This window comes from Bacillus sp. FJAT-27225 (genome assembly GCF_001685025.1).
Lineage (GTDB): Bacteria > Bacillota > Bacilli > Bacillales > Cytobacillaceae > Bacillus_D.
The window spans coordinates 813,005-839,387 of sequence record NZ_MAYU01000021.1; the positions used below are offsets into that span (position 1 = coordinate 813,005).

At 37.9% G+C, this 26,383-nt stretch carries 25 protein-coding genes and 1 tRNA gene; 6 read left to right on the plus strand and 20 right to left on the minus strand.

The window, feature by feature from the left end:
• Positions 1 to 115 precede the first annotated feature (115 nt).
• From A8F94_RS15710 to A8F94_RS15725, 4 genes are all read right to left on the minus strand, one after another.
• A complete protein-coding gene (locus A8F94_RS15710) occupies positions 116 to 1,132 on the minus strand; it encodes a hypothetical protein (protein WP_066202295.1) in 1,017 nt (338 codons plus the stop codon).
• 717 nt (positions 1,133 to 1,849) lie between these two features.
• Positions 1,850 to 4,219 carry an FdhF/YdeP family oxidoreductase gene (locus tag A8F94_RS15715; protein WP_066202296.1) on the minus strand — a complete coding sequence of 790 codons (2,370 nt, stop codon included), beginning with the start codon at positions 4,217 to 4,219 and terminating at the stop codon, positions 1,850 to 1,852.
• Between the two features lie 135 nt (positions 4,220 to 4,354).
• Complete coding sequence (locus A8F94_RS15720; protein ID WP_066202300.1) at positions 4,355 to 4,714, minus strand: DUF2294 domain-containing protein; 360 nt, start codon at positions 4,712 to 4,714, stop codon at positions 4,355 to 4,357.
• Positions 4,715 to 4,783: 69 nt separating this feature from the next.
• Positions 4,784 to 6,034 (minus strand): L-lactate MFS transporter, encoded by a 1,251-nt coding sequence (locus tag A8F94_RS15725; RefSeq protein WP_066202487.1) that lies wholly within the window; start codon positions 6,032 to 6,034, stop codon positions 4,784 to 4,786.
• Between the two features lie 395 nt (positions 6,035 to 6,429).
• Here A8F94_RS15725 and fdhD point away from each other — a divergent pair, with 395 nt between their 5' ends.
• The 3 genes from fdhD (at position 6,430) to A8F94_RS15740 (ending at position 10,305) form a co-directional block, all read left to right on the plus strand.
• Entirely contained in the window at positions 6,430 to 7,218 is a 789-nt protein-coding gene (gene fdhD / locus A8F94_RS15730) for a formate dehydrogenase accessory sulfurtransferase FdhD (RefSeq protein ID WP_066202302.1), read from the plus strand.
• A 1,216-nt stretch (positions 7,219 to 8,434) separates the two neighbouring features.
• Positions 8,435 to 8,839: a YidH family protein gene (locus tag A8F94_RS15735; RefSeq protein ID WP_066202304.1), complete on the plus strand. Its 405-nt coding sequence runs from the start codon at positions 8,435 to 8,437 to the stop codon at positions 8,837 to 8,839.
• Positions 8,840 to 9,432: 593 nt separating this feature from the next.
• Positions 9,433 to 10,305: an MBL fold metallo-hydrolase gene (locus A8F94_RS15740; protein WP_066202306.1), complete on the plus strand. Its 873-nt coding sequence runs from the start codon at positions 9,433 to 9,435 to the stop codon at positions 10,303 to 10,305.
• Between the two features lie 127 nt (positions 10,306 to 10,432).
• On the opposite strand, the gene A8F94_RS15745 is transcribed toward A8F94_RS15740, so the two are convergent.
• The 7 genes from A8F94_RS15745 to A8F94_RS15775 all read right to left on the minus strand — a co-directional run bounded on the left by A8F94_RS15745 (position 10,433) and on the right by A8F94_RS15775 (position 15,437).
• Positions 10,433 to 11,893 carry a recombinase family protein gene (locus tag A8F94_RS15745; RefSeq protein WP_066202308.1) on the minus strand — a complete coding sequence of 487 codons (1,461 nt, stop codon included), beginning with the start codon at positions 11,891 to 11,893 and terminating at the stop codon, positions 10,433 to 10,435.
• Positions 11,894 to 11,997: 104 nt separating this feature from the next.
• Positions 11,998 to 12,071, minus strand: a tRNA-Val gene (locus A8F94_RS15750).
• A 113-nt stretch (positions 12,072 to 12,184) separates the two neighbouring features.
• Positions 12,185 to 12,838 carry a hypothetical protein gene (locus tag A8F94_RS15755; RefSeq protein WP_066202310.1) on the minus strand — a complete coding sequence of 218 codons (654 nt, stop codon included), beginning with the start codon at positions 12,836 to 12,838 and terminating at the stop codon, positions 12,185 to 12,187.
• 527 nt (positions 12,839 to 13,365) lie between these two features.
• Entirely contained in the window at positions 13,366 to 14,058 is a 693-nt protein-coding gene (locus tag A8F94_RS15760; protein ID WP_066202311.1) for a GIY-YIG nuclease family protein, read from the minus strand.
• Between the two features lie 176 nt (positions 14,059 to 14,234).
• Positions 14,235 to 14,576 (minus strand): hypothetical protein, encoded by a 342-nt coding sequence (locus A8F94_RS15765; protein ID WP_066202313.1) that lies wholly within the window; start codon positions 14,574 to 14,576, stop codon positions 14,235 to 14,237.
• A gap of 293 nt (positions 14,577 to 14,869) precedes the next feature.
• Positions 14,870 to 15,235 (minus strand): cyclic-phosphate processing receiver domain-containing protein, encoded by a 366-nt coding sequence (locus tag A8F94_RS15770; RefSeq protein WP_066202315.1) that lies wholly within the window; start codon positions 15,233 to 15,235, stop codon positions 14,870 to 14,872.
• Positions 15,216 to 15,437 (minus strand): hypothetical protein, encoded by a 222-nt coding sequence (locus tag A8F94_RS15775; RefSeq protein WP_066202317.1) that lies wholly within the window; start codon positions 15,435 to 15,437, stop codon positions 15,216 to 15,218. The genes A8F94_RS15770 and A8F94_RS15775 overlap by 20 nt, the downstream gene beginning before the upstream one ends.
• Positions 15,438 to 15,696: 259 nt before the next feature.
• Between A8F94_RS15775 and A8F94_RS15780 the strand changes: the two genes are divergently transcribed.
• Positions 15,697 to 16,449: a hypothetical protein gene (locus A8F94_RS15780; RefSeq protein WP_066202318.1), complete on the plus strand. Its 753-nt coding sequence runs from the start codon at positions 15,697 to 15,699 to the stop codon at positions 16,447 to 16,449.
• A gap of 229 nt (positions 16,450 to 16,678) precedes the next feature.
• On the opposite strand, the gene ptsP is transcribed toward A8F94_RS15780, so the two are convergent.
• The 8 genes from ptsP to A8F94_RS15820 form a co-directional block, all read right to left on the minus strand.
• Complete coding sequence (ptsP, locus tag A8F94_RS15785; protein WP_066202321.1) at positions 16,679 to 18,397, minus strand: phosphoenolpyruvate--protein phosphotransferase; 1,719 nt, start codon at positions 18,395 to 18,397, stop codon at positions 16,679 to 16,681.
• Positions 18,398 to 18,664: a phosphocarrier protein HPr gene (locus A8F94_RS15790; RefSeq protein ID WP_066202324.1), complete on the minus strand. Its 267-nt coding sequence runs from the start codon at positions 18,662 to 18,664 to the stop codon at positions 18,398 to 18,400.
• Positions 18,665 to 18,969: 305 nt separating this feature from the next.
• Positions 18,970 to 19,962: a tagatose-bisphosphate aldolase gene (gene lacD, locus A8F94_RS15795; RefSeq protein WP_066202326.1), complete on the minus strand. Its 993-nt coding sequence runs from the start codon at positions 19,960 to 19,962 to the stop codon at positions 18,970 to 18,972.
• Between the two features lie 9 nt (positions 19,963 to 19,971).
• Complete coding sequence (locus A8F94_RS15800; protein WP_066202328.1) at positions 19,972 to 21,018, minus strand: galactitol-1-phosphate 5-dehydrogenase; 1,047 nt, start codon at positions 21,016 to 21,018, stop codon at positions 19,972 to 19,974.
• Between the two features lie 29 nt (positions 21,019 to 21,047).
• Positions 21,048 to 22,415 (minus strand): PTS galactitol transporter subunit IIC, encoded by a 1,368-nt coding sequence (locus A8F94_RS15805; protein ID WP_066202330.1) that lies wholly within the window; start codon positions 22,413 to 22,415, stop codon positions 21,048 to 21,050.
• 29 nt (positions 22,416 to 22,444) lie between these two features.
• Positions 22,445 to 22,723 carry a PTS galactitol transporter subunit IIB gene (gene gatB / locus A8F94_RS15810; protein ID WP_066202331.1) on the minus strand — a complete coding sequence of 93 codons (279 nt, stop codon included), beginning with the start codon at positions 22,721 to 22,723 and terminating at the stop codon, positions 22,445 to 22,447.
• 15 nt (positions 22,724 to 22,738) lie between these two features.
• Positions 22,739 to 23,185 (minus strand): PTS sugar transporter subunit IIA, encoded by a 447-nt coding sequence (locus A8F94_RS15815; protein ID WP_066202332.1) that lies wholly within the window; start codon positions 23,183 to 23,185, stop codon positions 22,739 to 22,741.
• Positions 23,178 to 23,966 carry a DeoR/GlpR family DNA-binding transcription regulator gene (locus A8F94_RS15820; RefSeq protein ID WP_066202333.1) on the minus strand — a complete coding sequence of 263 codons (789 nt, stop codon included), beginning with the start codon at positions 23,964 to 23,966 and terminating at the stop codon, positions 23,178 to 23,180. The genes A8F94_RS15815 and A8F94_RS15820 overlap by 8 nt, the downstream gene beginning before the upstream one ends.
• 200 nt (positions 23,967 to 24,166) lie before the next feature.
• Here A8F94_RS15820 and A8F94_RS15825 point away from each other — a divergent pair, with 200 nt between their 5' ends.
• Both A8F94_RS15825 and A8F94_RS15830 read left to right on the plus strand, forming a co-directional pair.
• Positions 24,167 to 25,096 carry a 1-phosphofructokinase family hexose kinase gene (locus tag A8F94_RS15825; RefSeq protein ID WP_066202334.1) on the plus strand — a complete coding sequence of 310 codons (930 nt, stop codon included), beginning with the start codon at positions 24,167 to 24,169 and terminating at the stop codon, positions 25,094 to 25,096.
• 167 nt (positions 25,097 to 25,263) lie between these two features.
• Positions 25,264 to 25,716 (plus strand): nucleoside deaminase, encoded by a 453-nt coding sequence (locus A8F94_RS15830; protein ID WP_066202335.1) that lies wholly within the window; start codon positions 25,264 to 25,266, stop codon positions 25,714 to 25,716.
• 132 nt (positions 25,717 to 25,848) lie between these two features.
• On the opposite strand, the gene A8F94_RS15835 is transcribed toward A8F94_RS15830, so the two are convergent.
• Entirely contained in the window at positions 25,849 to 26,319 is a 471-nt protein-coding gene (locus A8F94_RS15835) for a hypothetical protein (protein ID WP_066202337.1), read from the minus strand.
• Positions 26,320 to 26,383: the final 64 nt, after the last annotated feature.

Sequence of the window (26,383 nt, forward strand, 5' to 3'; positions counted from 1 at the left end):
TGGAGTGAACATCTTCCACATAATTCTCTTTAAAATTCCGTGTTGTGTTTTGTGAGGACTTAATTACAATATTGCTTCAACAGATTACTGATAAAAACCAATTAGAAAAAATAAGCTACCCCTTCATAATAGACAAATCCAAGTCCATAGAAATTAACCCATCTGGTCCAATAGAGATATTGTTATTGTTATTATTAATATTGATTTTCGGTAAAATTGAATTGATTTTTTCATGTAACTCAGCATAATCAATTTTATTTTGCTCTTCTCTATAATAACTATTTATAATTTCGTAGATCTCCTTTTGTAATCCTAAACTGCAATTAAATTCAGGAATATCGATTATATAAAAATCCAATCCTTCAATATTTATTAATCTTTTATTTAATTGAACCAATATTAAATATAGATTTTCGTAGTATCTATAAGTTGCCTTGTCAATATCTATAAGTATATTCATATTATTTTCTACTACAGGGTCAACCACTTGTTGAGTTAACTCATTTTTACTATCGGGATGAGTTGCAATCACATATTTTTTTAAATTATGTCCATAATAAAGAGTATCTTTTACATGTCCCCCAGCTACTTGTCTACCAACAACACATCTCACAGAACTTAACTGGTCAAATGCTTCCTTAATTTTTTGGTTTGCTATGAAGTTGCTTTTAGTACAGGAACCCTTCGCTTCAATCAAATAACCTGTACCTGAAGTAGATTCTACTGCCCAAAAATCAGGGAATTTCCCTTTTGTAGAGACTATAATTGTTTTATCCTTAATTAAGTTTTTCAAATGGTGTAAATGTCTTACTCCATACCAATATTGTGCATAACATTGCGCAAATATCATTCCAATTGAAAAGGACACTATCCTTTGTTCACTTTCCTCTAGAAAATCGGTATCCTTTAATCCTATAACTGATGAACCAGAACCAAAGTCAATAAATGCATCTACTAAACTCAATTTCCACCTAAGAATTTCCCATTTAATTGGCTTTTTCCAAGGATATTTTCCAGCGGTTAAGGCACACCTTCTTACTGTATTTTTATTTAAATAAAAATGATCTTGTATCAGGGCATTCTTATTTAAATAATCATTTAAATCTGCAAAGTCATTATAATAAATATCCACCATTTCCCCCCTGTGGTGCATATATTTTCCACCATTAATTATAAACTCCTAATGTGAAAGGTTCAATAAATTATAGCTATATAAAAATAAACCGCAGTTCCCTTTAAATATAAAAAAAGCTACACTAGGAAACAGAATAGTTTAATCTGTAATTATATAACACCCTCTTTACCTAACATAAATTTTATCGAGCTCTTTGGTCAAAAGCAGGCTGGCTCAATAATTTTGTATTACGAAAATAAAATCCCCCTCTCCAATCCGTATTCACCGTCGTAGTCAAAATAAAGCACTCCTACTGAAAAGGAATCTGAGAACCAGAAACCAAGACAGGAAGGATTTATGCAGAAAAAGACCCGGAAATCGGAAATGTTTATTTCACGAAAACCAGGCCTGAATGGGAATTGTTTATTTTAAGTTGGAAGTGTTTACTTTTGGGTTACACTTTCAATACAAGTTTCGTGACCGCTTCAACATGTGTTGAGTGTTTGCAAAGTATGGTTGGCAAGTTCTTTGGATGTTAAAAGTTTCTTTTTAAGAGTAAGTCAGAAGCGGCGACGAATTTATTGTGGGAAACCAATTGTGTCGCACCCACATGGTCACTCAAGGAGAGCTTAACGGCGACTCTTTGAGTCCTTTTTCATTTTGAGGGTTTTTCAATTACACGAGTTCCTTCTATATAAAAAGGGTCTCCAAAACAACTTTTGGTGACCCTCTCTCTTAACCTGTTATTGCTGGTGCGTCGATTTCGTCTTCTTCAATACGTCTTTCTACATATTGAATGTCTTTCCTCGCGTTGAAACGGTCTGCCTTTTCTAGGCTGACTGTAATATTGTAGTCAGGGATGCCCGCATATTTTTCATAACGGCCCCTTGGTAATAGGAAGTTTCCTTCCGGGAAATGGACTTGGACATTTCTGCGGGAGATTTCTACGAACCTTGCCCTTCCCTGGAACACTCCGAATCCGTTGTAAACGACAACGCCTTCTCCTTCAGCAATGCTGAGTTCCTTTGCATCTTCCTCATTCATTAAGACATCATATCGGCCTGCACCGTTCAATGGATCAACTTCATTGTAAACCATCGAGTTGAACTGTTTGCCGCGTCGGGTTGAAACAACAAACTGGCCTTCCTTTTTAGCGAAATCGGGAATATCCACAGCAATCAGATTTCCTCGTCCATCAGGGGTAGGGCAAACACCATCCTCACACAACCAGGCACCGCCCCATTGGAATACATCCCCTGCATTTTTCAGGTGTTGAATTCCATCATAGTTTGGGTTGGCTAATGCAATTTCGTTGCGGATTTCCTGGGCGTCCTTGAAATCGACTGCAGCTGCTCTTTCTGGTTTCACTCGCTTGGCAAGATCGACATAAATTTTCCACTCTTCACGAGCTTCTTCGATTCGATTTTTGTTGCCAGGAATTTCAGGACTGAAGTAGACCATTCGTTCAGTGGAAGTAGAAGTTCCGCCCCCTTCCTGCTCATAACGTGTCTTGGCTGGGAGGACGATAACGGCTTCCTTTGCATCTACCAATGTAGACGTATTAAGGATGATGTCCTGATGAACCCGGATTTCAAGTTCGGACAATGCTTTCTCAATGAATTCAGGATCGGGCATGGTCTCCAGGAAGTTGCCTCCAGACATATAGTAAAGCTTAATCTTCCGTTCGTGGTCTTCAGGAAGAACGATATTTTCCAAGGTTACCCCGACGATGTCACCCTGCCATTCAGGGAGTTTAAAGCCCCACAGTGTTTCAATCCGGTCGATATTCGAACCATAATAATCTCCGCCTGGCAAAACAAACGGGTCTGCGCCCATTTCACCTGAGCCCTGTACGGAAGAGTGGCCACGGAAAGGCATTAAACCTGTATGTTTTCTACCTAAATGCCCGCGTAATAATGCGAGGTTGGCAACTTGCGAGATGTTATCTGTCGCAAAAGAGTGCATCGTCAATCCCATTGCCCATGCGTATACAGCATTTTTGCTCCTTGCAAGCAGCTCTGCCAATTCAATGATCCGTTCCTTCGTAACACCTGAAGAGGCAATGATGTCATCCCATGATTGCTGTTGGACATGTGCTTTTAACTCGATGTAGCCGTTTACGTGCTCTTGGACGAATTCGTGGTTAATGGCCGAGCCTTTCCTGGTTTCCTCCATTTCAAACCAATGCTTCATGATTCCGTGCATAAAGGCTATATCTCCGCCGATATTCACTTGGTAAAAATCATCTGCAAGCTTTGTTCCGAAAAGTGCAGATTCAGGATTGGAAGGAATCCAGTATTTATCCATGGCTGGCTCCCGGTATGGATTCACAACAATAATTTTAGTGCCTTTTTTCTTCGCTTCAAGCATATACTTGGATGATACGGGTGAACTGTTGGAGGCAACACTTCCCCAGAACATAAGCACATCGGTACCAATCCAATCCAGATAATTGGCCGTTGAAGCCCCGACACCGATGGAACGCTTCATTGCCGTCTTTGAAGGGGAATGGCAAATTCGGCTGGCGTTGTCGATATTGTTTGTGCCAAGGAAGCGCGAAACTTTCGCCGCAACATAATACGTTTCATTGGTAATACCGCGTGCAGTCAGGTAAAACGCAAATTGTTTCGGATCCAGCTTTTTCATTTTCCCGGCTATCATATCCATTGCCTCATCCCAGGTCAGCCGTGAGAACTTGCGCTCACCTTTCCTGCGAATCAACGGATAAGGAATCCTGCCGAGCCTGCGGAGCTCGGAGCTGCTGTATTTCCTTAGTTCATCTATATCCGCATGAAGGATTTCCGGTTTAATCGCACCAATTGTATTCAAGCGGAGGACATTCAATCTTGTTGTACAAATATGCGGGCCTGTCAATGTCTGATCCTGAAGCCCGGAAACACCAAGTGCACAGCCATCACAAACCCCTTTTGTGAGGATATTCGTGGCATACCCAAAATTGTCGCGGTTATCCCATAGTGTTTTAACAGTATCACGTATATGTTTCGGCTTTACTTTGCCAAGCCCGAAAGGAATCGGACTAACCCAATGTTCCGGTGCCAGCCTTGCCGATGTTTTCTGTGGTCCTGGATGCTTCGTTTTTCCCATTTAAAACACTCCTATTTACATCTTAATAAAGCCTTTTGAAAAAAAAACCACCGAAAACCCAGGAATTCCATAGAATTCTCAGGTGAACGGTGGTTAGTCTTTAGCAGGAACGCTGCCAAGTGCCATACCATCAAATTAATTACAAAACTTTTTCTCAATGTCCTGGTCAAAAACAAAAACTGACATTCCAAAATCACGGTCGATATCAATATCCACGAACAACTCAACAAAACTGCAGCCTAGAAATTCTTCCATTTCGACCGGACGGTTTTTGCGATACATTTCTTTTACCATTTCGGTTCTAGCCGACCGCAATGCCTGTTTGCCCTCGTTGGCCGATGCAATAAATTTCTCTACTGGTGAAAGGTTTCCTTCCATTTCACAAATGGCCCAGTTTTTGCAGAAAGTTGTCCTAATTTTGCTTGGTCCCTTTCCCATATGTTTTTTTCGAAAGGAACGAACTAGATTGCTAAACTCCGCTTCGTATTTATTCATAATTTCCCCCTGCCCTAGAGGCTTCTGTTGATTGGTATTCTACCATATCCGGCCTCTAACGAAAAGAAATCAGGAAGCGAGCTTTTGTTGCTCGTTTTGTTTGCGCAACTTGCGAATGTCAAATCGGATTACGATTGATACGGCAAGTGCAACAACAAACAATGCTGCGAAATAGGTCAGGCTTGCTGCATAGCTTTGTGTTCTATCAAACATCCATGCCGCAAACATTGGGCCGGCCAACCCTGCCGCTGCCCATGCTGTAAGAATATACCCATGAATTGCGCCAAGCTGTTTTGTTCCAAACAAATCACCGATGTAGGCAGGGATGGAAGCGAATCCGCCGCCGTACATAGTGTAAACAATTGCAAGCATGACCTGGAATAGCAGAGCATTTGTTGTATGTGGCAGCAGCGCAAACAAAACAATTTGAGTTGCAAAGAAAATCGTATACGTATTAGGACGGCCGATATAATCAGAAATGGATGCCCAGCCAAGGCGGCCGAAGCCGTTGAATAATCCCATTACCCCGACAAGCGCAGCTGCACCGGCCGTTGTCAATCCAATACTCTCCTGCGCCAGTGGCTTTGCAGCCGACAGGATTGCGATCCCGCACGTTACGTTAATGAATAGCATTATCCACAGATAATAAAATCGCGTAGTTTTAACAGCTTCATTAGCCGTTAACTGAGATAGATCCTGTCTGACTTTCACTTTTCCGGCTTGGACCTTTGCCTTGAATCCTTCAGGCAGCCAATTCTCTGGTGGCTTTTCCAAATAAAGAGAAGATAATGTCATAAGTGCGAGGTAAGCAGCTCCTAAAATATAAAACGTATTTGCTGTGCCAACAGATTTAATCAATGAATCCATTATGGGACTGCTGATTGCAGCCGCAAAACCAAATCCCATAATCGCAAGTCCTGTTGCCAGGCCACGCCTGTCAGGGAACCATTTTACAAGCGTCGAAACCGGGGCGATATAACCGACTCCCAGGCCGATGCCGCCCAATACTCCATAGGTTATGTACAGCAATGGCAGGGAACCAAGATTTACTGCGAGCCCTGAACCTATAATGCCGGCGCCGAAGAACGCGGCTGCAAGGAGTCCAGCCTTTTTCGGCCCGTGTTTTTCGACAAAGTGTCCAAGAAAAGCAGCAGATAAGCCAAGGAACAGGATCGCAAGGCTGAAGGTGAATTGGACCTGCTTTGCAGTCCAGCCAAATTGCTCCATTAAGGGATTTGTAAAGTTGCTCCAAGCGTAGACAGAGCCAATGGAAATATGAATTCCCACAGCGGATGCGGCAATGAGCCATCGGTTTTTCATTTTCATTTCGTTCCTCCTCGTTATTATTTTTCCGCATGGTCTGCTTGTCTGTTTAGCAAATTGCAGCAAAAAAACCGCCAATCTATCGTGCATGCAAAAAAAGCATGCAGAAAAAGACTGACGGTTAGGTTCCAGCAGGTTCGCTACTTTCAGACTAACAGTAAGTAATCGCTTTCAAATGTTCACAATTTAACCGAGAACAGGGTCGCTATTTCAAATCAAATTGTGACATATTTGTGAATTATTAAAAATATTATCATTTCACAAAATTAAGTGCAACTATTAACCTAATAATTTTTCACTATGTGCATGTTATTTATTTTTCTTGTGTAAATATAAAAAATATGGTTAGATTTTATATATTCAAAATTTTGTCATAAGTTGGGGTGAATATAATGCTGGAAGCTATGAGCCAAAAATATCAAATAACCAAATATGCCAAAGGCCGCTTTCTTGATGTGGAAGATGTGATTGTAAACGAATTCCCTTTAACTGTGTACGTCAATGACGTCGAATTTGCCACCATGGTCATTACTCCTACCCATTTTGAAGAAATGGTTATTGGTTTCCTTGCTTCGGAAGGGGTCATCCGGACATACAGTGACATACTTACACTCAACATTGATGAAACTCGTGGAGTTGCCTATGTTGCATTGAAAGTGAATTCGACTACAAATCAGCAGTATTATTCCAAGCGGTTCATTGGCTCTTGCTGCGGGAAAAGCCGTCAGTTCTATTTCCACAATGACGCCCGGACAGCCAGAACATCCATGTCAAAAACAAAGATAAGTGCATCCCAAAGCATTTATCTCATGGATGAGATGCAAAACAGCTCAGTGGTGTTTCAAGAAACCGGAGGAGTCCATAATGCAGCACTCTGTACACCCGATGAGATCATTGCCGTTCGTACCGATATTGGAAGGCATAACGCACTGGATAAATTATTTGGATATAGTATTTTGAACAATATTTCTGTAAGGGATAAAATTATTGTATTCAGCGGAAGGATCTCTTCTGAAGTGTTATTGAAAGCTGCAAAGATTGGGGTAGGAATCGTATTATCCAAGTCAGCTCCGACCGATTTGGCAATCAAGCTTGCCGAGGATTTAAACATTACAGCGGTTGGCTTCATTCGAGGCGAGTCATTCAATGTGTATTCCTGTCCCGAAAGGATAATTGATTGATTTTCTGCAACAAAATCTTATTTAATCATCAAAACAGTCATCGTTGAAGGCTTTTTGATTCTAGATGATTTTTGCAAAAGGACGACCAGGGGTATGGAATAGCCCAACTGTTATCCTGTTGTGATCCGGCATGACCTTTTCCTTTCTAATCGGTACGAATTACTTTATGGCGTTGCCATTAAAAAGGAATTACTTAGTTATATTGAATTAGGTTGTTCTCTTCGCTGTTTCAGCTTATTTTCTCTTTTACTGGCAAGTGAATTTTAGGACTTGAGGGTTAAGTTTAAGTGATCGGAACTCTATAAGTTTTTTACCTAGTCCCAATGTGTAATTATCAGCGACATAATCTTCAAGTCTTATCTCAAATAAAAGTGTAGTCTGTATGGTAATTACTATTTCAGAATAGACATAACTCATAGGAGTCAGCTTCATTTTGGCGGTATAGTAATTTAATAATGTCCTTAAGAAGATGATTTTTCGAAAGCATCGGAACCTTCCCAGTGGCTTTAAGAGGAACTGGCGAGAATATGTAATTTTCGGTCAAGAAAATAATTATAAAACTAATCAAAGCAATAACTATTAGATAGTTGTCTTAATCCTTTAATATTTTATTCATAATCAATAATATCCCCTCTTATTTGTTTACTGGAATGTTATCTTGGCTTCTATATATTTGTTTAAAGTTATAGTCTATACCTGATTTTCTCAAAATCACATTAGCAAATATGGCTTGAAGAGTTTGACAATGTCGGATTCTGAAAAGCAACCAGTACACTCTTTCCCCTATTAATTGATTTATCCAATTCCAGCACCTCATAATAGTGATCTTCAAGCTCATTGTAATTGGTTTATGTGGTTTTGTAGTTCCATTCTTTCAGCGGTATCCTCAAATAGATTTGCTAATATATTTTCTAGTAAATTTTGGTAGTCCGGTTTATTGTCTAATATTTGCAGTTTGAATTGATATTTTTTGTAAAATTATTCCATACACCTCTTCCCCCCTCTTCTTGCCAAACATCATGTCTTATATCCTCATTCGGTAATAACTTAAAAGATATCATTGTTGTTGTTATTCTGAAAAATTGATGGGTAAAGAATGAGAGGCGGTAAATAATAGAGAGCCATGCTGCGGACAGTCGACTGCAGAAATATAACCGAATCAAAGGTTATAAGCAGCAAACTTCGAAATATTTCTTAGTTAGGTGGTTTGATATGTATGGAATTTGAAAATCAGAAAAAAGAACGAGAAGAAAATCAACTGGAATTTGCTCAGCAGCATTTGGCCAATGAACGGACGTATTTAGCTTGGGTACGGACCGCGTTAAGCGTCACAGGAATTGCTTTTGTAATAGTTTCTTTTCATTTAACCATTGGGGAAAGCGATCGGGTAATTGACTCTCTTGCTGTGCTGCTTACTATCCTATCCAGCGTGGCTGGGTTTGGTGTTATTATAAATTCTGCTGTCCAATATTTTAGAAAACGAAAACAAATTCAGGCGCAACGCTTTCATTCTTCCCATGTGTCCATCATAGCGTCAACACTGGCTTTACTTATGGTGATTCTCGTTGCTATTGTCTATATTTTAATCCAATTTATGCATGTTGAAGAGAGCATATCATAAGGAATTGAATGAAAGAGCAGCCTTATGGGATAAGGCCTGTATGGAAACGCGGAAGCATTTCTTTTATGAAAAAACTAATTCTATTTCAAGATAATATTTCTGATGGATACGGAGGTTTTGGTCTAAACAGATAAAGGCGTCTTCCATCGGTGCCTTCTTCTTAATTACCTTCATGTTTTTGGTCTTCCTCTATCAGAAAGGCATTCAAACAAAGCGCTCCTAAAAGAGCATGTGAAACCCTATTTCAAAATTTGATAAATTAATCTCTAGTCCAGAGATTTTGAAAGGGAGTTAAGAAGTGCTTTGATTGGCATCTTAGCTCCCTTTATTAACTTTATATGCCCAGTCCTCTTTTTCTTTTTAATTACATAGACAACAAACCCGGAAGTCCTGGAAGGATCAATAGCATCAAAACGACATCTTTAACCGCTTCCTTAATCTTTTCATAGTGATCGACAGTTTCAGTCTCCAAATAAGTCATTAGAAGTTCTTATATGTATCCTTGCTACATAGTCGAATGGAGGATTGTTTAAAAGAAGAAAGACCTTGGGTAGAGTCTGTACATAGTAGAAAAAAGAAAGAGGTTGATAGAAATGAAAGAACAAAAATCTACTATATTTGAAACAGTCCCGGAAGGCTTTCGCGTCGTAACAGTTGGATCAGGTAGTCCCAAAACTGAAGTCGGCCGTAATGCACCAAGCACGCTTGTACAGTTTAAAGACAAGTATTTCTTAGTGGACTGCGGTGCCAGTGCAACTAGTACCCTAACGAAAATCGGTCTTCCTGTCGAAAACATCACCAATATGTTGTTTACCCATCAACATGTTGACCACAATGGAGATTTTTGGACTTTTTTCATCGATGGGTGGCAGGGATTGAATGGCAGAAGATCCCTCAATCTAGTCGGCCCACGAGTCCAGAAACTGTATGATACTACCGTTGACTTTTTCAAAGATGACCTGGCGTACCGTGCCCGTTTAGGCACGGCGAGCGACGGGGCGCTTACAAATGTAAATATCATGGATCTTACGGAAGAACAGCATAGCCTGGAGCTTGATGGCGTCCAAATTACGGCAATCCCTGTTCCACATACCGCTCCAACTTATGCATACCGTTTTGAGGCAGACGGCCAGAGTGTCGTCGTCTCAGGGGATTTGGCCTATACAGAAGATTTAGCGCCGTTTGCAAAAGGCGTGGACATCCTGGTGATTGACGGAATGATGACCACTGATTTTTCAGCTCTTTCCGAACAAGGCGCTGAAAATCTGAGAGAAGGCTTAAAAGGATCCCATGCGATTCCCGAAGCACTGGCCAAAATGGCAGCCGATGCAGAAGCCAAGAAAGTCGTTTTGACTCATCTAGGGCTGGGGAAAGAAGATACGAACACAGTCAATAAAGCATTTTCCGACGTTAATTTCCAAGGAGAGATTATCGTAGCTGAAGATGGTCTAGTGATTACGCCGTGAATATGCTTCTGAAATAAAATGGGGATACCCTGAAGGTCATGAAAAATGACCTTTCGGGGCATCCAGATTGTTTAGAAAGTGATTACAAAAACATAGTTGCCTTAATCCTTCTTCACCTATTTTACTTTTACACACTAACATTTAGAATGACGCGCTCTTGAAATTCTATGTAATTCTTTAGTTTGCAGTCAATCCCCGACTTAGTTAATATTACTTTATCAAAAAGTGCTTGAATGATCTTTTCGATATCCTTTTCTGAGAAATTTACAAGAGAACCCTTAACTCTATTAATCGATTTATCCATTTCCAGTAGCTCATAATAGTGATCTTCAAGCTCATTTAATTGGTTTATGTAATTTTGCAGTTCCTGTCTTTCAGCAGATTGAGTAAGATAAAAATCTGCAATGGTTTTCTCCAGGTTAAGAATTTGATTCTTAATTGAGTTTATATCATTTGAGAGTAAGTCCTCGTGAAGAACAATACTCTTGTCTTCAATAACTTTTCGCAATAAATCCACTACCATCTTTTCATGTTTATCTGCTCCAAAATCTCTCTGGCCATGGAATTCTAATTTATTCTTGGAATGCTCGCATACATATCGGCGGTAGATTTTTGGTTCCTTCGTAAGTCCATTCTTTTTCTTAGGCCGGTTCCTGTTCACTTCAGCTTTTAGTCTCCGTTCGCAATACCCACAATAAGCAAGACCATCCAAAAGGAAATCCTTTTTTGTTGGAAAATCAGTATTTCCTTTTGAAGGACGACGGCCATTCATCAGTTCTTGCACTCTATAAAATTGTTCATCACTAATTATAACCAAGCTTTCGTTCTTAGGCTGGAGTTTCCATTCTGTTATGTTTACCTTCTTACCATAAGGCCCATATTTATTAAAAGCTGGCCTGCCAATAAATATAGGATTCCTAAGGAGCCTTGATATTGTATTATAAATCCATGGTTTACCGCTTCTTGTTGAATATCCTACCTTATTAAGCTCCTGAGCAATCCTGCTGCAGCCATAACTTTGATTCTCGGCCATATAAAAAATATGTTTTACATTTTCTGCTTCTTCTTTATTGATTGTTAAGCGGGAATCGGTACTTGCAATAATATATCCAAATGGAGCAGTACCCCCAGTAAAAATTCCTTCTTCATTTAATTGGAGGAGCCTCTGCTTTACCCGTTCAGACGTCTTTTCAACTTCAATCCTGCTGTGGTTATAATACATCTCTTCCTGTTTGGAGAACTTCTTAATCTTTCCTTCAACGACTGACCATACTTCTATTCCTTGACTATGTAGTTCTTTAATAAGAGTCTTCATTTCCTCTGGATTTCTTCCTAAGCGATCCAACATGAAAACGAGAAGGACATCAAATCGACCAGATTGGGCACCTATCCTAATTCTGTGGATACCTTTCCTGTCATCCAAATTGACCTGGTAGCCAGAAACACCTAAATCTTCAATTTCTCGGTACATCTGCCAATTCGGCTTATTCGTAACAAAACTCAAACACGCTTTCCTTTGTAAAGTAACTTCATGATGAAGAACCTGACTTTTAGTAGAGACACGGTAGTACGCCCAAACTCTCTTCATAGCCGGAGTCCCCCTTGTGGATGTTTATACTTACATTATAAAACATATGTTCGGTTAAGTCGAAAATAAAAAAGCCCTAATACAATAAGTATCAGGACTAGTTATGATTCCGACTGGGCTCGAACCAGCGACCCCTACCCTGTCAAGGTAGTGCTCTCCCAAGCTGAGCTACGGAATCGTTATTTTGTTTCCTCTTTGTGAGGACATTTATTACTATACTAGGATTTAGTATAAGAGTCAAGGGATTTTTCATTTTTTAAAATTTCTAATATGTGCTTATTCAAAATGCTTTCAATGTACTTTTGATTTTTCTTCTATACATTCGGTAACCAATCTTAGTAAAACTTTCATTAAATCCATCTGTCTCGCAAAAAAATCTATTGCACTAAGTAAAGTGATCCAAAATATAAAAAACAGCACTACATTAATAGAAGAAGCTAAAGACGAAATATCTTTAAAATTTAAAAAGGTTAAAATGGTCGGAATTATAATAGCAATCAAAATTGCTTGGGTTGAATTTAAAATAGAAATATACTTTTGACTATTAATTCGTAATTCCAGATAATTTTTAAAACCCTTTAAATCATTTTTAGTACTATATTGTTCTTTTATCTTTTGCTTTACAATTTGATAATTATGATTAAATGCTTCTCGGTTAAAATCTTTAATTTTAGTAAGTTCTTCATATAAATTTATATTTACATTTGTGTCCCCTAACCATTCCATCATAGAATAATTTATTTGTTTTCTTTTGTCATACCAATTAAAAAACCTATCGATTACAAAATAAATCGACCATATTATCATGTTTAGGAAAACTAGAAAACCTACTACTGCAATTAATATCGATAGTATATTAGAAAGTTTGACCTCATTAAAATTATATTTCAAAGCAAAAGTTATGAGGAATAGTAAACTCATTATAATGTGGGTCAATCTCTGCATATTTAAACCTTCCTTCTTTCTTATATTAAATGATATTCATCAAATGAATAAAATCCTTTTTAAATTATATCAGTATCTAAGGTAAGGAAGGGGATTATTTTCCCCTTAAACTCTGGGTGAATTTCAAATAGTATACTTGAGAGGAATGAAGACTGGGGTACATACGTTTTCTGTGTTTTAAGAGGATTTTTAAAGGATGAACTCAGGTTAGGGTCGCATGGGATTAATTTTTCTTGAGCGGGGGGGATAAGAGATTTATTGCGCGTTTTATTTCATGAATTAGAATTTCATATGGGGACAACGGAGAAATAAATGAAGTATCACTAGGAGAGTAAGTTAATATGGTTTCTTCAATCTACTAACCAGGAAAAAGAGTTTCCCATATACTTTTGCATCTTTTGAGAATGAGCGGGGAAAACGATTGCTATACTTTGAGTTCCATACGGGACGCTGGGGAACCGGTTGGAGTATTATCATGAGTATTGGGTCATTTATTGACAAAGCATACTCCTTACAAGCATGCTTTGTCACATATTAAAAAGCAGGGTTGATTTTGAAATGAATTGTACAATGGTAAGAAACTCATCGGGATTGGTATCAAACCATTCTTTTCCGAAAGCAGTGTCTATATTTTTCTTTCTATAAATAAGGATATTATGAACTGCCTGCTCCAAAGCATGGGCATTGTCTGTTTTTATTATTATTGCTACTTTGGGTTTTTCGGGGAGCGCTGTTGATGCTTGAGAACTTATTCTTTGTAATGGATCCTTATCCGTTTTCCCGATTTTGCATGCCCATGTATCCTTTTCCCGATTTTTTTCATAGCCTGGCAGATAATATAAGTAAACCGCACTAGTCCCTTTACCTAAAATAAGATCAGCATTGAAATTATCCTTTATCTTTTCTGTATTCTCTGCTGCTTGGTTTGCTTTTTCACCCTCAGAAGCATTAGCTTTTCTTATATTTAAGGCATTTTTTATATGCCAATAACCACGGACAGGGTTAATTGCATTCCCCTCTCTCTTTAAAGCTTCTAACGCCTTTTTTATCTTTCCTTTCTGATTTTTAACGTTTGCTTCCTGTCCACCTCTCAACTGATGCGTCTTAATCACTTCATTAATAATCGTTTTTCTTAACACTAACCTATCATTAAATAATTCTAAAATAAGCTCCTTACTTATTGCAGTCGTGAGAGGAGCATTTATATATTTATATTCCATATTGAGATGAACCCTCCCATTTTAAATAATTTAGCCAATCATTCAACCTATTATCGTTACATCTTGAATTCTTCCCAGTGCAGTCTTCTTTTTTTTCGCTAATACTATGAACAAGATTTTTATTCAGACACTCCATCACTTCAACGACAGAAATTTTCCTACAACTTGCTGTTCTTTTATTCCACCAGCACTGCTGTGATTTGAGTGAAAGCAGATTCCCCATCTTCTAGTTCCCTCAATTTTTCATAGTCGATTGTATACCACTTTGTCTGGTCCAGCTTTGATTTGTTGAAATTGCCTGATATGACATAGCCCAGGTTCTCTAGGGTTTTAAACACACGCTTAATGGTACTCTCCGACCAGAGTGGAAACTGCTGGTTCCATTCCTTATAAGTGTTGTACACCCAGCTGCGGCCTTCGATGATATGTAACTTCTTCTTAAGCCAATAATGGATTTGCTGCAGCACAATTGCTTCATTCAATCCGATCTTTACCGCCAAAGTCGGATTAATCGTCATTGGCCGTTCTGCTATCAATAAATTGCTCTACCCTAACCTCCGTTTTAAAAGTAGAATCCTTGCATCGTCTCAATTCATATCACTCCATCCTCTCATCCTTTATATATAGATGTATTGCTGAAAAGGACATATCGGAATATGACAAATTTTTTACACAAAAAAAACCGGCCGCGATGGCAACCGGATAAAATTAAAAATGTTTCTCTAGCCAACCTTTTTGAAAGAATATGACACCCTCTTATATACTTATTCAAAATGGCCTGACTCTTTCAAAACAATGCACTTGTCATAATCTAATTTCCAGAGTATCTATTTGCTGTTATCGAATAATGGTAGATTTCTATATCATTATCAATAAACCCTCTTCTTTGGGCAGCCTTAAGGGTATGATACATGTTATCACGGCCAACTCCATTATCCGTATGCAGGTATATCTTGTCAGCCCTCAGCCCTCTTTCACAAAAATACTTCACCAGGTCGTAGCCTGTCGGCAATAGTTTTCCTTCCTCATCTTCACCTAAATCATGATCAAGTGAAAGAATATGAACGTCACGATTCTCGATGTAATGAATAGCTTCCTCCATGTTCCGCGCCACTACAAATCCGTTTGGACAATCTCTTAAATCATCAACATACAAATTAATCTTTTCTTTTTTCACTCAATCCACCATTAATCACTTTAAATGCATTCTTTTTGTCATGCCTGGTTCTGTAAAGTGGCAACTTTGGTTCCCCCATAGGCCTCATTGCCAAACTGTTTACCCTTAAGAATAGATCCCTGTCCACCAAAGGGTTCTTTTGTTTTCTTAAAAGAAACTCTATAATTTTTCCTTCAATTTTATAAAAAATATTGAATCCCATATATTCACCTTACCTTTTTCATTATGTGAACCACTAAATCAATCTCTTGGCAAAGTTACATAAGCATAGGTTAAAATCAAGGGCAGCAGTCGGCGTCTCTTTAGTGCATCATTTTGAGTTCTTAACAGTGTCGCTAGTGGATTGGATGGAGTATTATCTTAAGTGTAAGGGGCAAAAGGGGTTTTCTCAATAACGATTTTTCCAAAACATTTTATTACTGTAAATCTAAGCTAGAAAATTATAATAAGGAGATTCTTGAATGAAATTTAGTAAGATCTTATTTTTTATTATTTTTATTATTATTTTTACTCCTCTAATTTTCCTTACTTTAGATATCTATAATATAACCAAATATATCCCTCTTAGTAAGACTTACGATTGGTTAGGATTTTATGGGGGCTTTCTTGGTAGTACTTTAGGGGGTGCCGTAACTTTCTTAGGTGTTTACCTGACCTTGAAATCTCAGAACAATTTAGAACATGAGAAAAATAGATTGTCGGTAATCCCCATACTAGAATATAGAATCAGCTATGATAAAGCTGATTTTGATAATTCTAATGGACAATTAGCAGGAGAAGTTATTCCCCATATTAATATCAATAATGCATCATACCAGGATGAAAATAGTATTGAATGGTATTTCAACTTGATTATTAGTAATGTGGGTATTGGCCACGCTCAAATAAGTGGAATTAAATTTAAATTCTTGGATGCAAATAATCACGACATATTACTACAAGAAGAGAATATTGGATATTCATATAAATTGGTAAAGAAGGATCATGAAAAGAGTTTTAAATTCTTGATTTATGCTCCTGCTACAAAAGATAATCCTGAATCCCTTTATGCTTTGAATTTAATCATTGAGTACAATGACTTATTAGGAAATGTTTATGAGCAACTTATACATGCTTCGATTTCCAGTTCTGATGGTATAAACTCTGTTCACCTGTCATATTATGAAAACTATGAGTTGAAAATGAATAATATAAAATCTTTCAAACTAGTATAGATTAAGCTAACCTCTAATTAAAATGGCGCTAACCAAGTATGAATGGCGCCATTTTTGCTTTATCATTTAATCATGACGCAATTGCACATCTATAATGACTTTCAAGAAATAGTTATTCGAAATTACCCATGGCTCTCGTTCTATTAAAAGGCTGTAGCCATTGTAAAATACCGAACGGTTATTCCTCGTTTTCTTATCGGAGCCAATTGGACAACAGCAATAATCCAAATTATCTATCTTCCAAAGCTTTCTTTACTGCCTCTACTACTTCACTTGTTGTACCAAATTGCAGGGCGTTTTCTGCTAAAGTTTCCATTTCCTTTTTGGAAAGGCGAAGAATTTGGGAACGAGCTTTTAGGATTGATGTAGCACTCATTGAAAATTCATCAAGTCCTAATCCAAGTAATAACGGAATGGCTATTTCGTCTCCAGCCATTTCACCACACATTCCAGCCCATTTTCCTTCTTTATGGGCAGCATCAATGACCATCTTTACTAAACGTAAAATAGCAGGACTATACGGTTGATACAGATAGGAAACTCGCTCATTCATACGGTCTGCAGCCATTGTGTATTGGATTAAATCATTTGTTCCAATACTAAAGAAATCTACTTCTTTTGCAAATTGGCCTGCCAATACAGCTGTTGACGGAATTTCAACCATAATGCCGAGTTCAATTTGGTCGGAAACCCGCGTTCCTTCATTTATTAGCTTTTGCTTCTCTTCTTCTAAAATTGCTTTAGCTGCACGAAATTCATCGAGAGTGGCAATCATAGGGAACATAATTTTTAAATTTCCAAAAGGACTTGCTCGAAGGAGCGCACGTAATTGGGTACGGAATAGGTCCTGCTCTTCCAGACAAAGCCGGATAGCCCGGAGTCCTAGAAATGGATTCATCTCTTTTGGTAAATCCAAATATGGAAGTTCCTTATCTCCGCCAATATCTAGTGTTCTAACAACAACAGGTTTACCATCCATTCCTTCTAGAACAGCTTTATATGACTCGAATTGTTCTTCCTCTGACGGAAGTTCGGTTCTGCCCATGTACAAAAATTCAGTACGATATAAACCGATTCCTTCACCGCCATTGTTGAGTACTCCGTCTAAATCATTAGGAGTACCAATATTCGCAGCTAATTCAACATGGTGTCCATCAGCTGAAACGGTTTTTTCATTCACTAATTTAGCCCATTCCGCTTTTTGTTCCTCAAAACGAACTTGTTCCTGTTTGTATTGCTGTATCACTGCTGGCGTAGGATTAATATGTACTTCACCCTTTAAGCCATCGACAATAATGACATCACCATCTTGAATTTCTGCAGTTGCTGTTTTGGTTCCAACAACCGCTGGAATCTCCATGGAACGAGCCATGATAGCAGAATGGGAGGTGCGACCGCCAATATTTGTCACAAATGCCTTTACATATTGACGATTTAATTGAGACGTATCTGAAGGTGTTAAGTCTTCCGCAACGATGATGGCCCCTTCTGAAATCATACTTGGATTGACCAAGTGTACCCCAAGCAAATGCGAAAGAACACGTTTTGTTACATCACGAATATCAGCTGCCCGTTCTTTCATATAGTCATTATCCATTTGCTCAAACATCGTAATGAACATATCTGTCACTTCTTTTAATGCATATTCAGCATTTACCTGTTCTGTTTTAATCTTTTCTTCTATCGGAGAAATAAGTTCCGGATCATTGGCAATCAGCAAGTGTGCATCAAAGATGGCTGCTTTGTCTGCACCAAGCTTATCATTAGCCTGATCACGTATGACTTCAAGTTCCTTCTTTGAAGTGATTAGGGCATTTTGAAAACGTTGGATTTCTTTGTCTGCTTCCGTTATGACGGTCTTTTCAAAAGAAAGGTCGGGTTGTACTAAACGATACGCCTTTGCAATTCCAATACCACTGGATGCTGCTATACCTTTTAAACTACTCATTTACTCAGCCAACCTTTCTTTATTTAATGTAGTTTCAAAAAAACGTAAAGCTTCTTCCTCATCGTTACCTTCAGCGCTTATAGTGATTTTAGCACCTGGTCCAATTCCTAATGACATGACTCCCATTATTGATCGTAAGTTTACTTTTTTGCCATTACATTCTAGATTCATATCAGAATCAAATTGGCTTGCAGCATGTACTAATACTGTTGCGGGACGAGCATGTATCCCCATCTCATCAATAACCGTAAATTGTTTGATAACCAATTAAATTAACTCCCTTACTTATTTTCCCGGCCAAAACATTACTTTAAAATTAGAAGCAAACATTTTTAAAAACGTTCAGGTCAAAGCACCAGTTCTCCACATCACCTGGAGTGTCATAGTGATGCAAAATTAAATGGTTAATTAATAGTCCGGCTTTTCAATCTGATGACCATTTTAATCCATACAATAGTAAAGGGATATTGAGGTGCAGTTACGCCTATCCTCATATCCCTCCAACTATACGATCAATTTTGAACTCAAATTATCTGCGAAACACGAATTTCAAGGCATAACAGGGACGAACTTTATTTGACTTGAACTTTATCCAACCAAGAACTTGCAGCAGAATTTATAACTTCGTTAAGCTCTTCAATGTTTTTCCTGCCTTGTGTCCTTAGCCATTCCCTACCTTTTTCATCTCCATCCGCACCATAAATGTTTACACTATCTTTCCAAGTAGCGCGGCCACATAGCACACCGTTGAAGGTAGAGCCAGCTTCCTTTGCAAACCGTAAAGTATCTTGGAATAGTTTTGCGGAAACCCCTGCACTAAGAAAAATAAATGGCAGGTCAGTAGCTTCACTTTGTTCCTTGAAAAATTGAAGGGCTTCTTCTCGAGAGTGAACGATTTCTTCCTCCGAATATCCTTCTACAAAGTTCATATTAACCGGAACTTCTACTTTTAGCACATCCACATGATACTGGGGTTTGGAAAATTCCTTCATTGCCTCAATAACCTTGCGTGGTTTCACCTTTGCGTATTCTTTTCCTTTTACATCATCATTTTTCGCATCGTACGTAACAATTTCTAAAAAGAATGGAATGTCTTCTGCCATACATTCTGAGCCGACACGCTCCATATACACATGTTTATATTCATTGATCTTTACATCTTCATCCACGTCATAGTAAAGTAAAAATTTCACTGCATCTGCACCTTGGTCTTTTAATCGTTTAACTGACCACTCCTCCAACAAATCTGGAAGTCTTCCAGGCTCCGAAGCATCATACCCAGTCTTTTCATAAGCCAGGATCAATCCGGAATCTTCGGCCCTCTTTTTGGATGCTGGTAAACCATATTCAGGGTCTAGTAAGATTGAAGATGCAAAAGGTGTTAATTCTTCTGAAATCAGTTCCTTAAAATGTATAATTCCTTCATCGCCAACTTCTTTTGGACTGGACTGAGCTATCATTTTCTTGAGGGATCCACGTTGGTCGATCGCTAATGCACCAATTACATTATTCTCATTCGACAATCGTTTTAAAGCATTGAATTTTGTATGACTAATTTCAAGCATAAGGTCCTCCTATTGTATATCGTGATGGATTTTATAAAGAAGCTTAATTTGATCTGAATCCTTTTCTACCATTTTTTCAAATGGAATCTCTTTATCTTCTAATTTAAACTTCCCGGTTATTAATGGAGTCACATCAATTTCCTTCGTAGCCATATACCTTAAACCAGCGGTCCACTCATATCCTGGAAAGGGACTACTATAAGACATCCATGAGCCAGTGATTTCCAGCTCATTACGAAGGATTTTTTCAAATGACTCTGCCTTGAAAACCACATCTTTCGTACAGGTACCAATAAACACGACTTTTCCTTTTTTCCTTGCAAACTCTACTGCCTGTACCTGTGTTATATTGCTACCCGCTGTTTCATAAACAATTTCAGGTAATTCATGCGATGAAAAATAATTTTCCAGAGATTGATTCTTAGGATTAATCGTTACATCAGCACCAATTTTCTTGGCTAAATCTAATTTTCGTTGATTTAAATCAACAACAATAATTTCGCCGACACCTTTTGCCCGTAAAGTTAACAAGGTCAGTAACCCGATAGTACCTGCACCGAGCACCATAACTTTTGCACCGGCGTGAACATCTACTCGGTCCACTCCATGAATGGCAACGGTTAAAGGTTCTACAAGTGCGGCTTCCTTTAGGGATAAATTCTCTGGGAGTCTGACACAGTTTCTTTCAGGAACCTCCACGAATTCTGCCATTGCTCCAGCTTGCCTGGAACCTATGAAACTATATTTTTTACACATAGCCGGCTCGCCTTTTTGGCAATATTCACATGAACCACAAGGTACTAATGGTGCTACAGCAACTCTATCCCCTACTTTAATTTCGTTGACACTATCTCCAATTTCTTCAACCACTCCGGAGAATTCATGCCCTAAAATTTGCGGAAATGAATGAACACCTCCATTAAAATATCTTGGAATATCGGATCCACATATCCCGCAATACGCTACTTTTATAACAACATTTCCAGCTTTTGCTCGAGGTTTTTCAATCTCTTCTAAACTGAAAGTTTCTATGTCTGTTACACTAAGAGCTTTCAAATCCTCTCACTCCTATTGCTTTAGGTTGATCACCCTGCATTTTTTTGTTGAAAATCCTCCTGCGGTTCCACATAGATCGTTCCTTTTTTATATTTCATAAATGTATATCCGAAACTGAACACATAAATCGCCAAGATAACGAAAAATCCGATTCCCATTTCAAGATTCAGTCCTTTTGCTAGTGCGTAAGTAATTGGACTTCCTGATTGGTCTAATGAGGAAACACGCTCACCAGCATCTACTAAACCTACATTTTGTCCCAGTGTAGTCTGCAATGAAATCATCTGATTTGAAATCCAAATCGTAATAAACATGATCACGGATCCCGAGATTAGTGTTCTAAACAGATTTCCTTTGTGAATTGCAACTGCCATCGCTACAAAGAATCCAATCGTTGCCAGGTCACCAAATGGCAACACTTCATTACCAGGAACGATTGCGGCAATTAATAGGGTTATTGGAATAAATAATAAACTCGCTGAGATAACGACAGAGTCACCTAGTAAAAGGGCAGGATCTAGACCAATGCGATAATTACTATCTTTGAATCTCTTATCGAGCATCTTCTTAGCTGCATCTGAAATAGGTAATAACCCTTGCATAATCATTTTTACAACCAATGGCATCAATACCATAACTGCTGCCATCTGAACAGCTAATTGAAGAGCTTGGCCAACTGTGTAATCCGCCATTAAGCCAATAATAAAGCCTAATATAGCTCCGATAATGGTTGGTTCACCAAAGACACCAAGTTTTTCTTCAATCTTTTCTCCATCAATTTTAATTTTTCTGACTCCAGGGATTTTTTCAATTAAATCATCGATAGGTGTCGCAATAACACCCATGTATGCTGACGTTCCGTGTGGAATCGCAATCCCTTCTAAACCAAAATATTTATCAGTTGCCTGCTGGAACATATCACCTAGTTTATAGGCGATAATTGCGTGCACAATGATTCCAATAATACCGTAAGCAAAACTGCCAGTAGCTACGTGTACGATTGCGCCTGTAAATGCCATATGCCATATATTCCAGATATCTACGTTTACAACTCTTGTCATACGTAGAAGTAACATAATGACATTCACTGCAATGGCAATTGGAATCGCAATTAATCCCATGGTTGAAGCCCATGCCATTGGTGATGTACCTGGCCATCCTAAATCGACTACAGAAAGCCCAAGATTAAAGTTATCAGCCATACCCTGGGCTGCAGGTCCTAGATTTTTATTTAACAGGTCTACCACTAATCCGATACCGATAAAGCCGATACCAATCGTTAAACCTGAACGAAGGGACTTTCCTATACCTTGTTTTAAACACAAACCGATGATGAAGATAACAATAGGAAGCATAACGCTTGGGCCAAGGTCAACTATATATTGAATTACTTCCATGTAATTCCCCTCCTAAAAGACAAGAAATATTATTTTAATGCATCCAATATTGCTTGCTCAGTTTTTTCCACATTAATTCCTGAGATAAATGCAACCCCATGAATAACAGGCACTCCAAAGTCTTTTGTTAATCTGGCAGTTGTAACAATTAAATCGACGCTGTCTTTCTTGGATTCCAATTCATTAACACGACATTGTGAAACTTCTGCCGCAATATTTTCTCTCTTCAATAATTCTCTGATTTTTTCAGCCGCCACGGTGGAAGTTGCTACAGCTCCACCACATGCTACAACGATATTTTTTTTCATGTTAAAACCTCCATTTTATAAGTATTGACGAATAATACTTTCCATTTCTTCTGTATCCTTGCTGTCAACCAACCCTTTGATGAATCCTTCCTTCTGTATAGATCCAATAAGTTTTTGCAATGTTTGTATATGGTTTTGTCCATCTGCAATCGCTAACAAAATAACGACTTGAACATCAACAAAATCTTCTTCACCAGCACCCATTTCGTTAAACTTAATAGGGTTTTTCAGCGTTGCAAATAATAAGCGGTCTTCATTAACCAAGCTTCCATTTGTATGCGGAATCGCTACTCCGGGTACGACTGGTAATCCCGTAGGAAATTCCCTTTCTCTTTCTAAAAGAGCTTCAGTAAAACCCTCTTTCACAATTCGATCCTCAACAAGTTGTTTACCTAACCTTTCCAACAACTCTTTTTGTGAGTTTACTTCAAGGTTTTTTACTATATACTTTTTATCAATCATGAAGTTCCCCCATTTCTATCCTTTCAGCAATGACTATTTCTACATCCTGCTTAGAAATTTCTGATTGAATTTCCTCACTTATCTTTTTGTCTGTGATAATAATATCCACATCAGAAAAATTCGCTGTTTTATTAAAAGCTGTTGTACCAAATTTGCTATGGTCTGCTAAAACAATTCTGTTTTGGCAATGAGTCATCATTTCTTTTGAAATTTCCGTTTCGGCAAAATGATGATTTGTTATACCACTGAAACAATCGATTCCCCCACAACCAAAAAATCCAATATCAACATAAATGTTTTTTATATTGTTAGAAGCAAATGGTCCATATAAAGAATCCTCATTCTTTCGAACCACTCCGCCTAAAATGATCAAATTAATGGAATCATTTCGTAACAATAAATTAACGATCGGAATCGTATTTGTTACGACAGTAATATTTTTTCTGTTTATTAATTCCTCCGCTAACATATAGGTTGTGGTTCCATAATCCAGATAAATGATGTCTCCATCTTCTATATGCTTGACTGCTTCCCTAGCAATCGCTCGTTTAGCAGCTTCTTCTTTCGTTTTTCTCCTTTCATAATCTGATTCCTGATTAGGTTGATCAAGAACGGCTCCCCCATGTATTTTTTTAATTAATCCTTCTTTTTGTAATTCATATAAATCTTTTCTAATGGTTTCTCTTGTAACTTTTAAAGCTTTACTCAGATTTAAAATTTTTACTGATTTGTTTTTTTTGAGAATTTCAACTATTTTTTGCTTTCTTTCCTCAGGGTTCAACGTGTTTTCACCTGCCTTCTTATTGGAACCGTTGTCATTATTCTAGAACAAAATTTCAGAAAGTTCAATAGATTTGTTTGCATTTTATTTGCATTATTTTGCTTTTATTTGGCTTTTACCCTTTTATGAGTTTGCTTTTTGCCAAAAATATTGTGCTTTAAGTTTGCAATTTGGTATATTTGATAAAAAGGAGTGTAACCATGATACATTTAATATGTCCCAATCCAGCAATTGATCGAACACTATTAATGAATGATTTCAATCCAAGTCTTCCTAATAGACCATATGAAGTAAAAGAATTCCCAGGTGGTAAAAGTTTCAATGTTGCCTACGCAATAAAACAAGAAAATCCTAATGCGGAAATATGTATCCATACGATACTAGGAGGGCATAACGGGGAGTATTTAAAGGAATTAACGAAGGCCAGACACATAAACTTAATCGTTACAGAGGTTCAACACAATACCAGACTCTGTAACATTCTTGTTGATACCGAAAAAAATAGTATCTATCCAGTCTACGAAAAAGGATTGGAATTATCAGAGGACATTCTCGAGACTTTTAGCAAAAACATTATTGAGAATATTGATGATCATGATATTTTAGTTTTTTCCGGATCGTTAATGAAAGGTATGCCAGATACCTATATTGCTGATATAAGCAATAAAATAAACAAAAAGAATGTAAAAATTCTTATTGATACAAGTGGCAAACCATTAGTGGAAGCGTATCATTCAAATCCATATTTAATAAAAATCAATGATGAGGAGATCTTGGACTTATTTCCAGAAAAACAGTTAAAAGGAATTGATGATTATCTTCAAGTATTGAGGGATATCCCAACTATTCCTTACTTTATCGTTACTCTAGGTTCAAAAGGTGTAATAGCAAAAATGAAGAATGAATTCTATTATGTTAAAGCTGAAAAAATTCAGGCTAAAAATCCTATTGCTTCAGGTGATTTTTTTCTTGGCATTTTAACAAATGCTCTTCTACAGGAATTAAAACATGAAGAGGCATTGAAGTTAGCAATATCATATTCTACTGCAAACTGCTTAAACTGGTATCCAGAGGTTAATAAATTCGATATAGAAAATATCTACCAAACTATTACAGTGGAAAAGCTGTAATACCATGGAATAGGTTAGTGCATTCATTATCAAGATATAAAAAAGGCGCCAACGATGGCGCCCTCTTTATTGAAGTCTTTCGAATCGGAAGGCAACCGTTTATTTTGATTAGACAATGTAAATATCCTAGAATTAGTTTATGTGAAACTAGTATTGGAGGGTTTGAATTGGATCAATTTATGGAACGGGCAGTCGAACTGGCAGTAGAAAATGTTCGTGATGGTGGACAACCTTTTGGTGCAGTACTTGTAAAAGATAATGCCGTTGTAGCTGAAGGCGTGAATGAGTTGCATAAAAAGCATGATGTTAGCGGACATGCAGAATTGCTTGCTATCCGTCGTGCGCAGGAGCAATTGCAAACGAATGACCTATCAGGTTACACCATGTATGCAAGTGGTGAGCCTTGTCCGATGTGCCTGACGGCGATGTACTTTGCTGGAATTGAAAAGGTTTATTATTGTGCGGCAGTTGAGGATGCCGTTGAAGTGGGATTGGGTACGTCGAAAGTAATCTATGAGGAATTGCAAAAACCAAGAGTAGAACGAACACTTTCAATGATACAAATGCCTTTGAAAGAAGGGCAAGCAAATCCAATGAAGCTTTGGCAGGAGCAATCATAGGCTTTTAAAAGTATGCTTTATCTGGGCATGGAGTTTTATTTTCTAAATAAATAACACAGATGGCGCCAACCGATTATGATTGTCGCCATTTTCTTAGCCTATGAACTGAATAAGGTCATAGCCTTTCCTCATTTAATTTACCGCACTCTTATGATTGCTAATATATTGCTTAAGTGCCTTGAAAATTTCATCATGTTCTTTTTTGGATAATACATAATAGGTTAGGATATTCACCTTTTGTTTATCTTTCGTATACACCGAAAAGCCAGGGACCTTTGTGCCCAATATCCCGGTGGGAAGGGTACTTAATTCTACCTTCCATAAATCGGTCCGTTTCATTTCTTTGCTGTCGATCACGATTTTCTGTGCATCGTAAGAAAACATGGTCGGATTTTTGAATAGCACGAACGTCAATAATATAAGCATCGGGCCAAAGAACCCAATACTTACGAACCCGCCGGCATAGTACATAATTTTTCGATAAAGCAAAGCGTCAGGGTCATCCGCCGCCACAAATATCAGCAGGAGGCCGAGGACGACAGCTCCCAGCGCTATCAAAAAGCGGCTAAAAGCAACAGATTTACGGTATTTAATGACTTTCATTTATGTCACCTCATAAAGCAGAAAGTGAACTACCCACCACTTAATTTCTACGAAATTTGAAGTG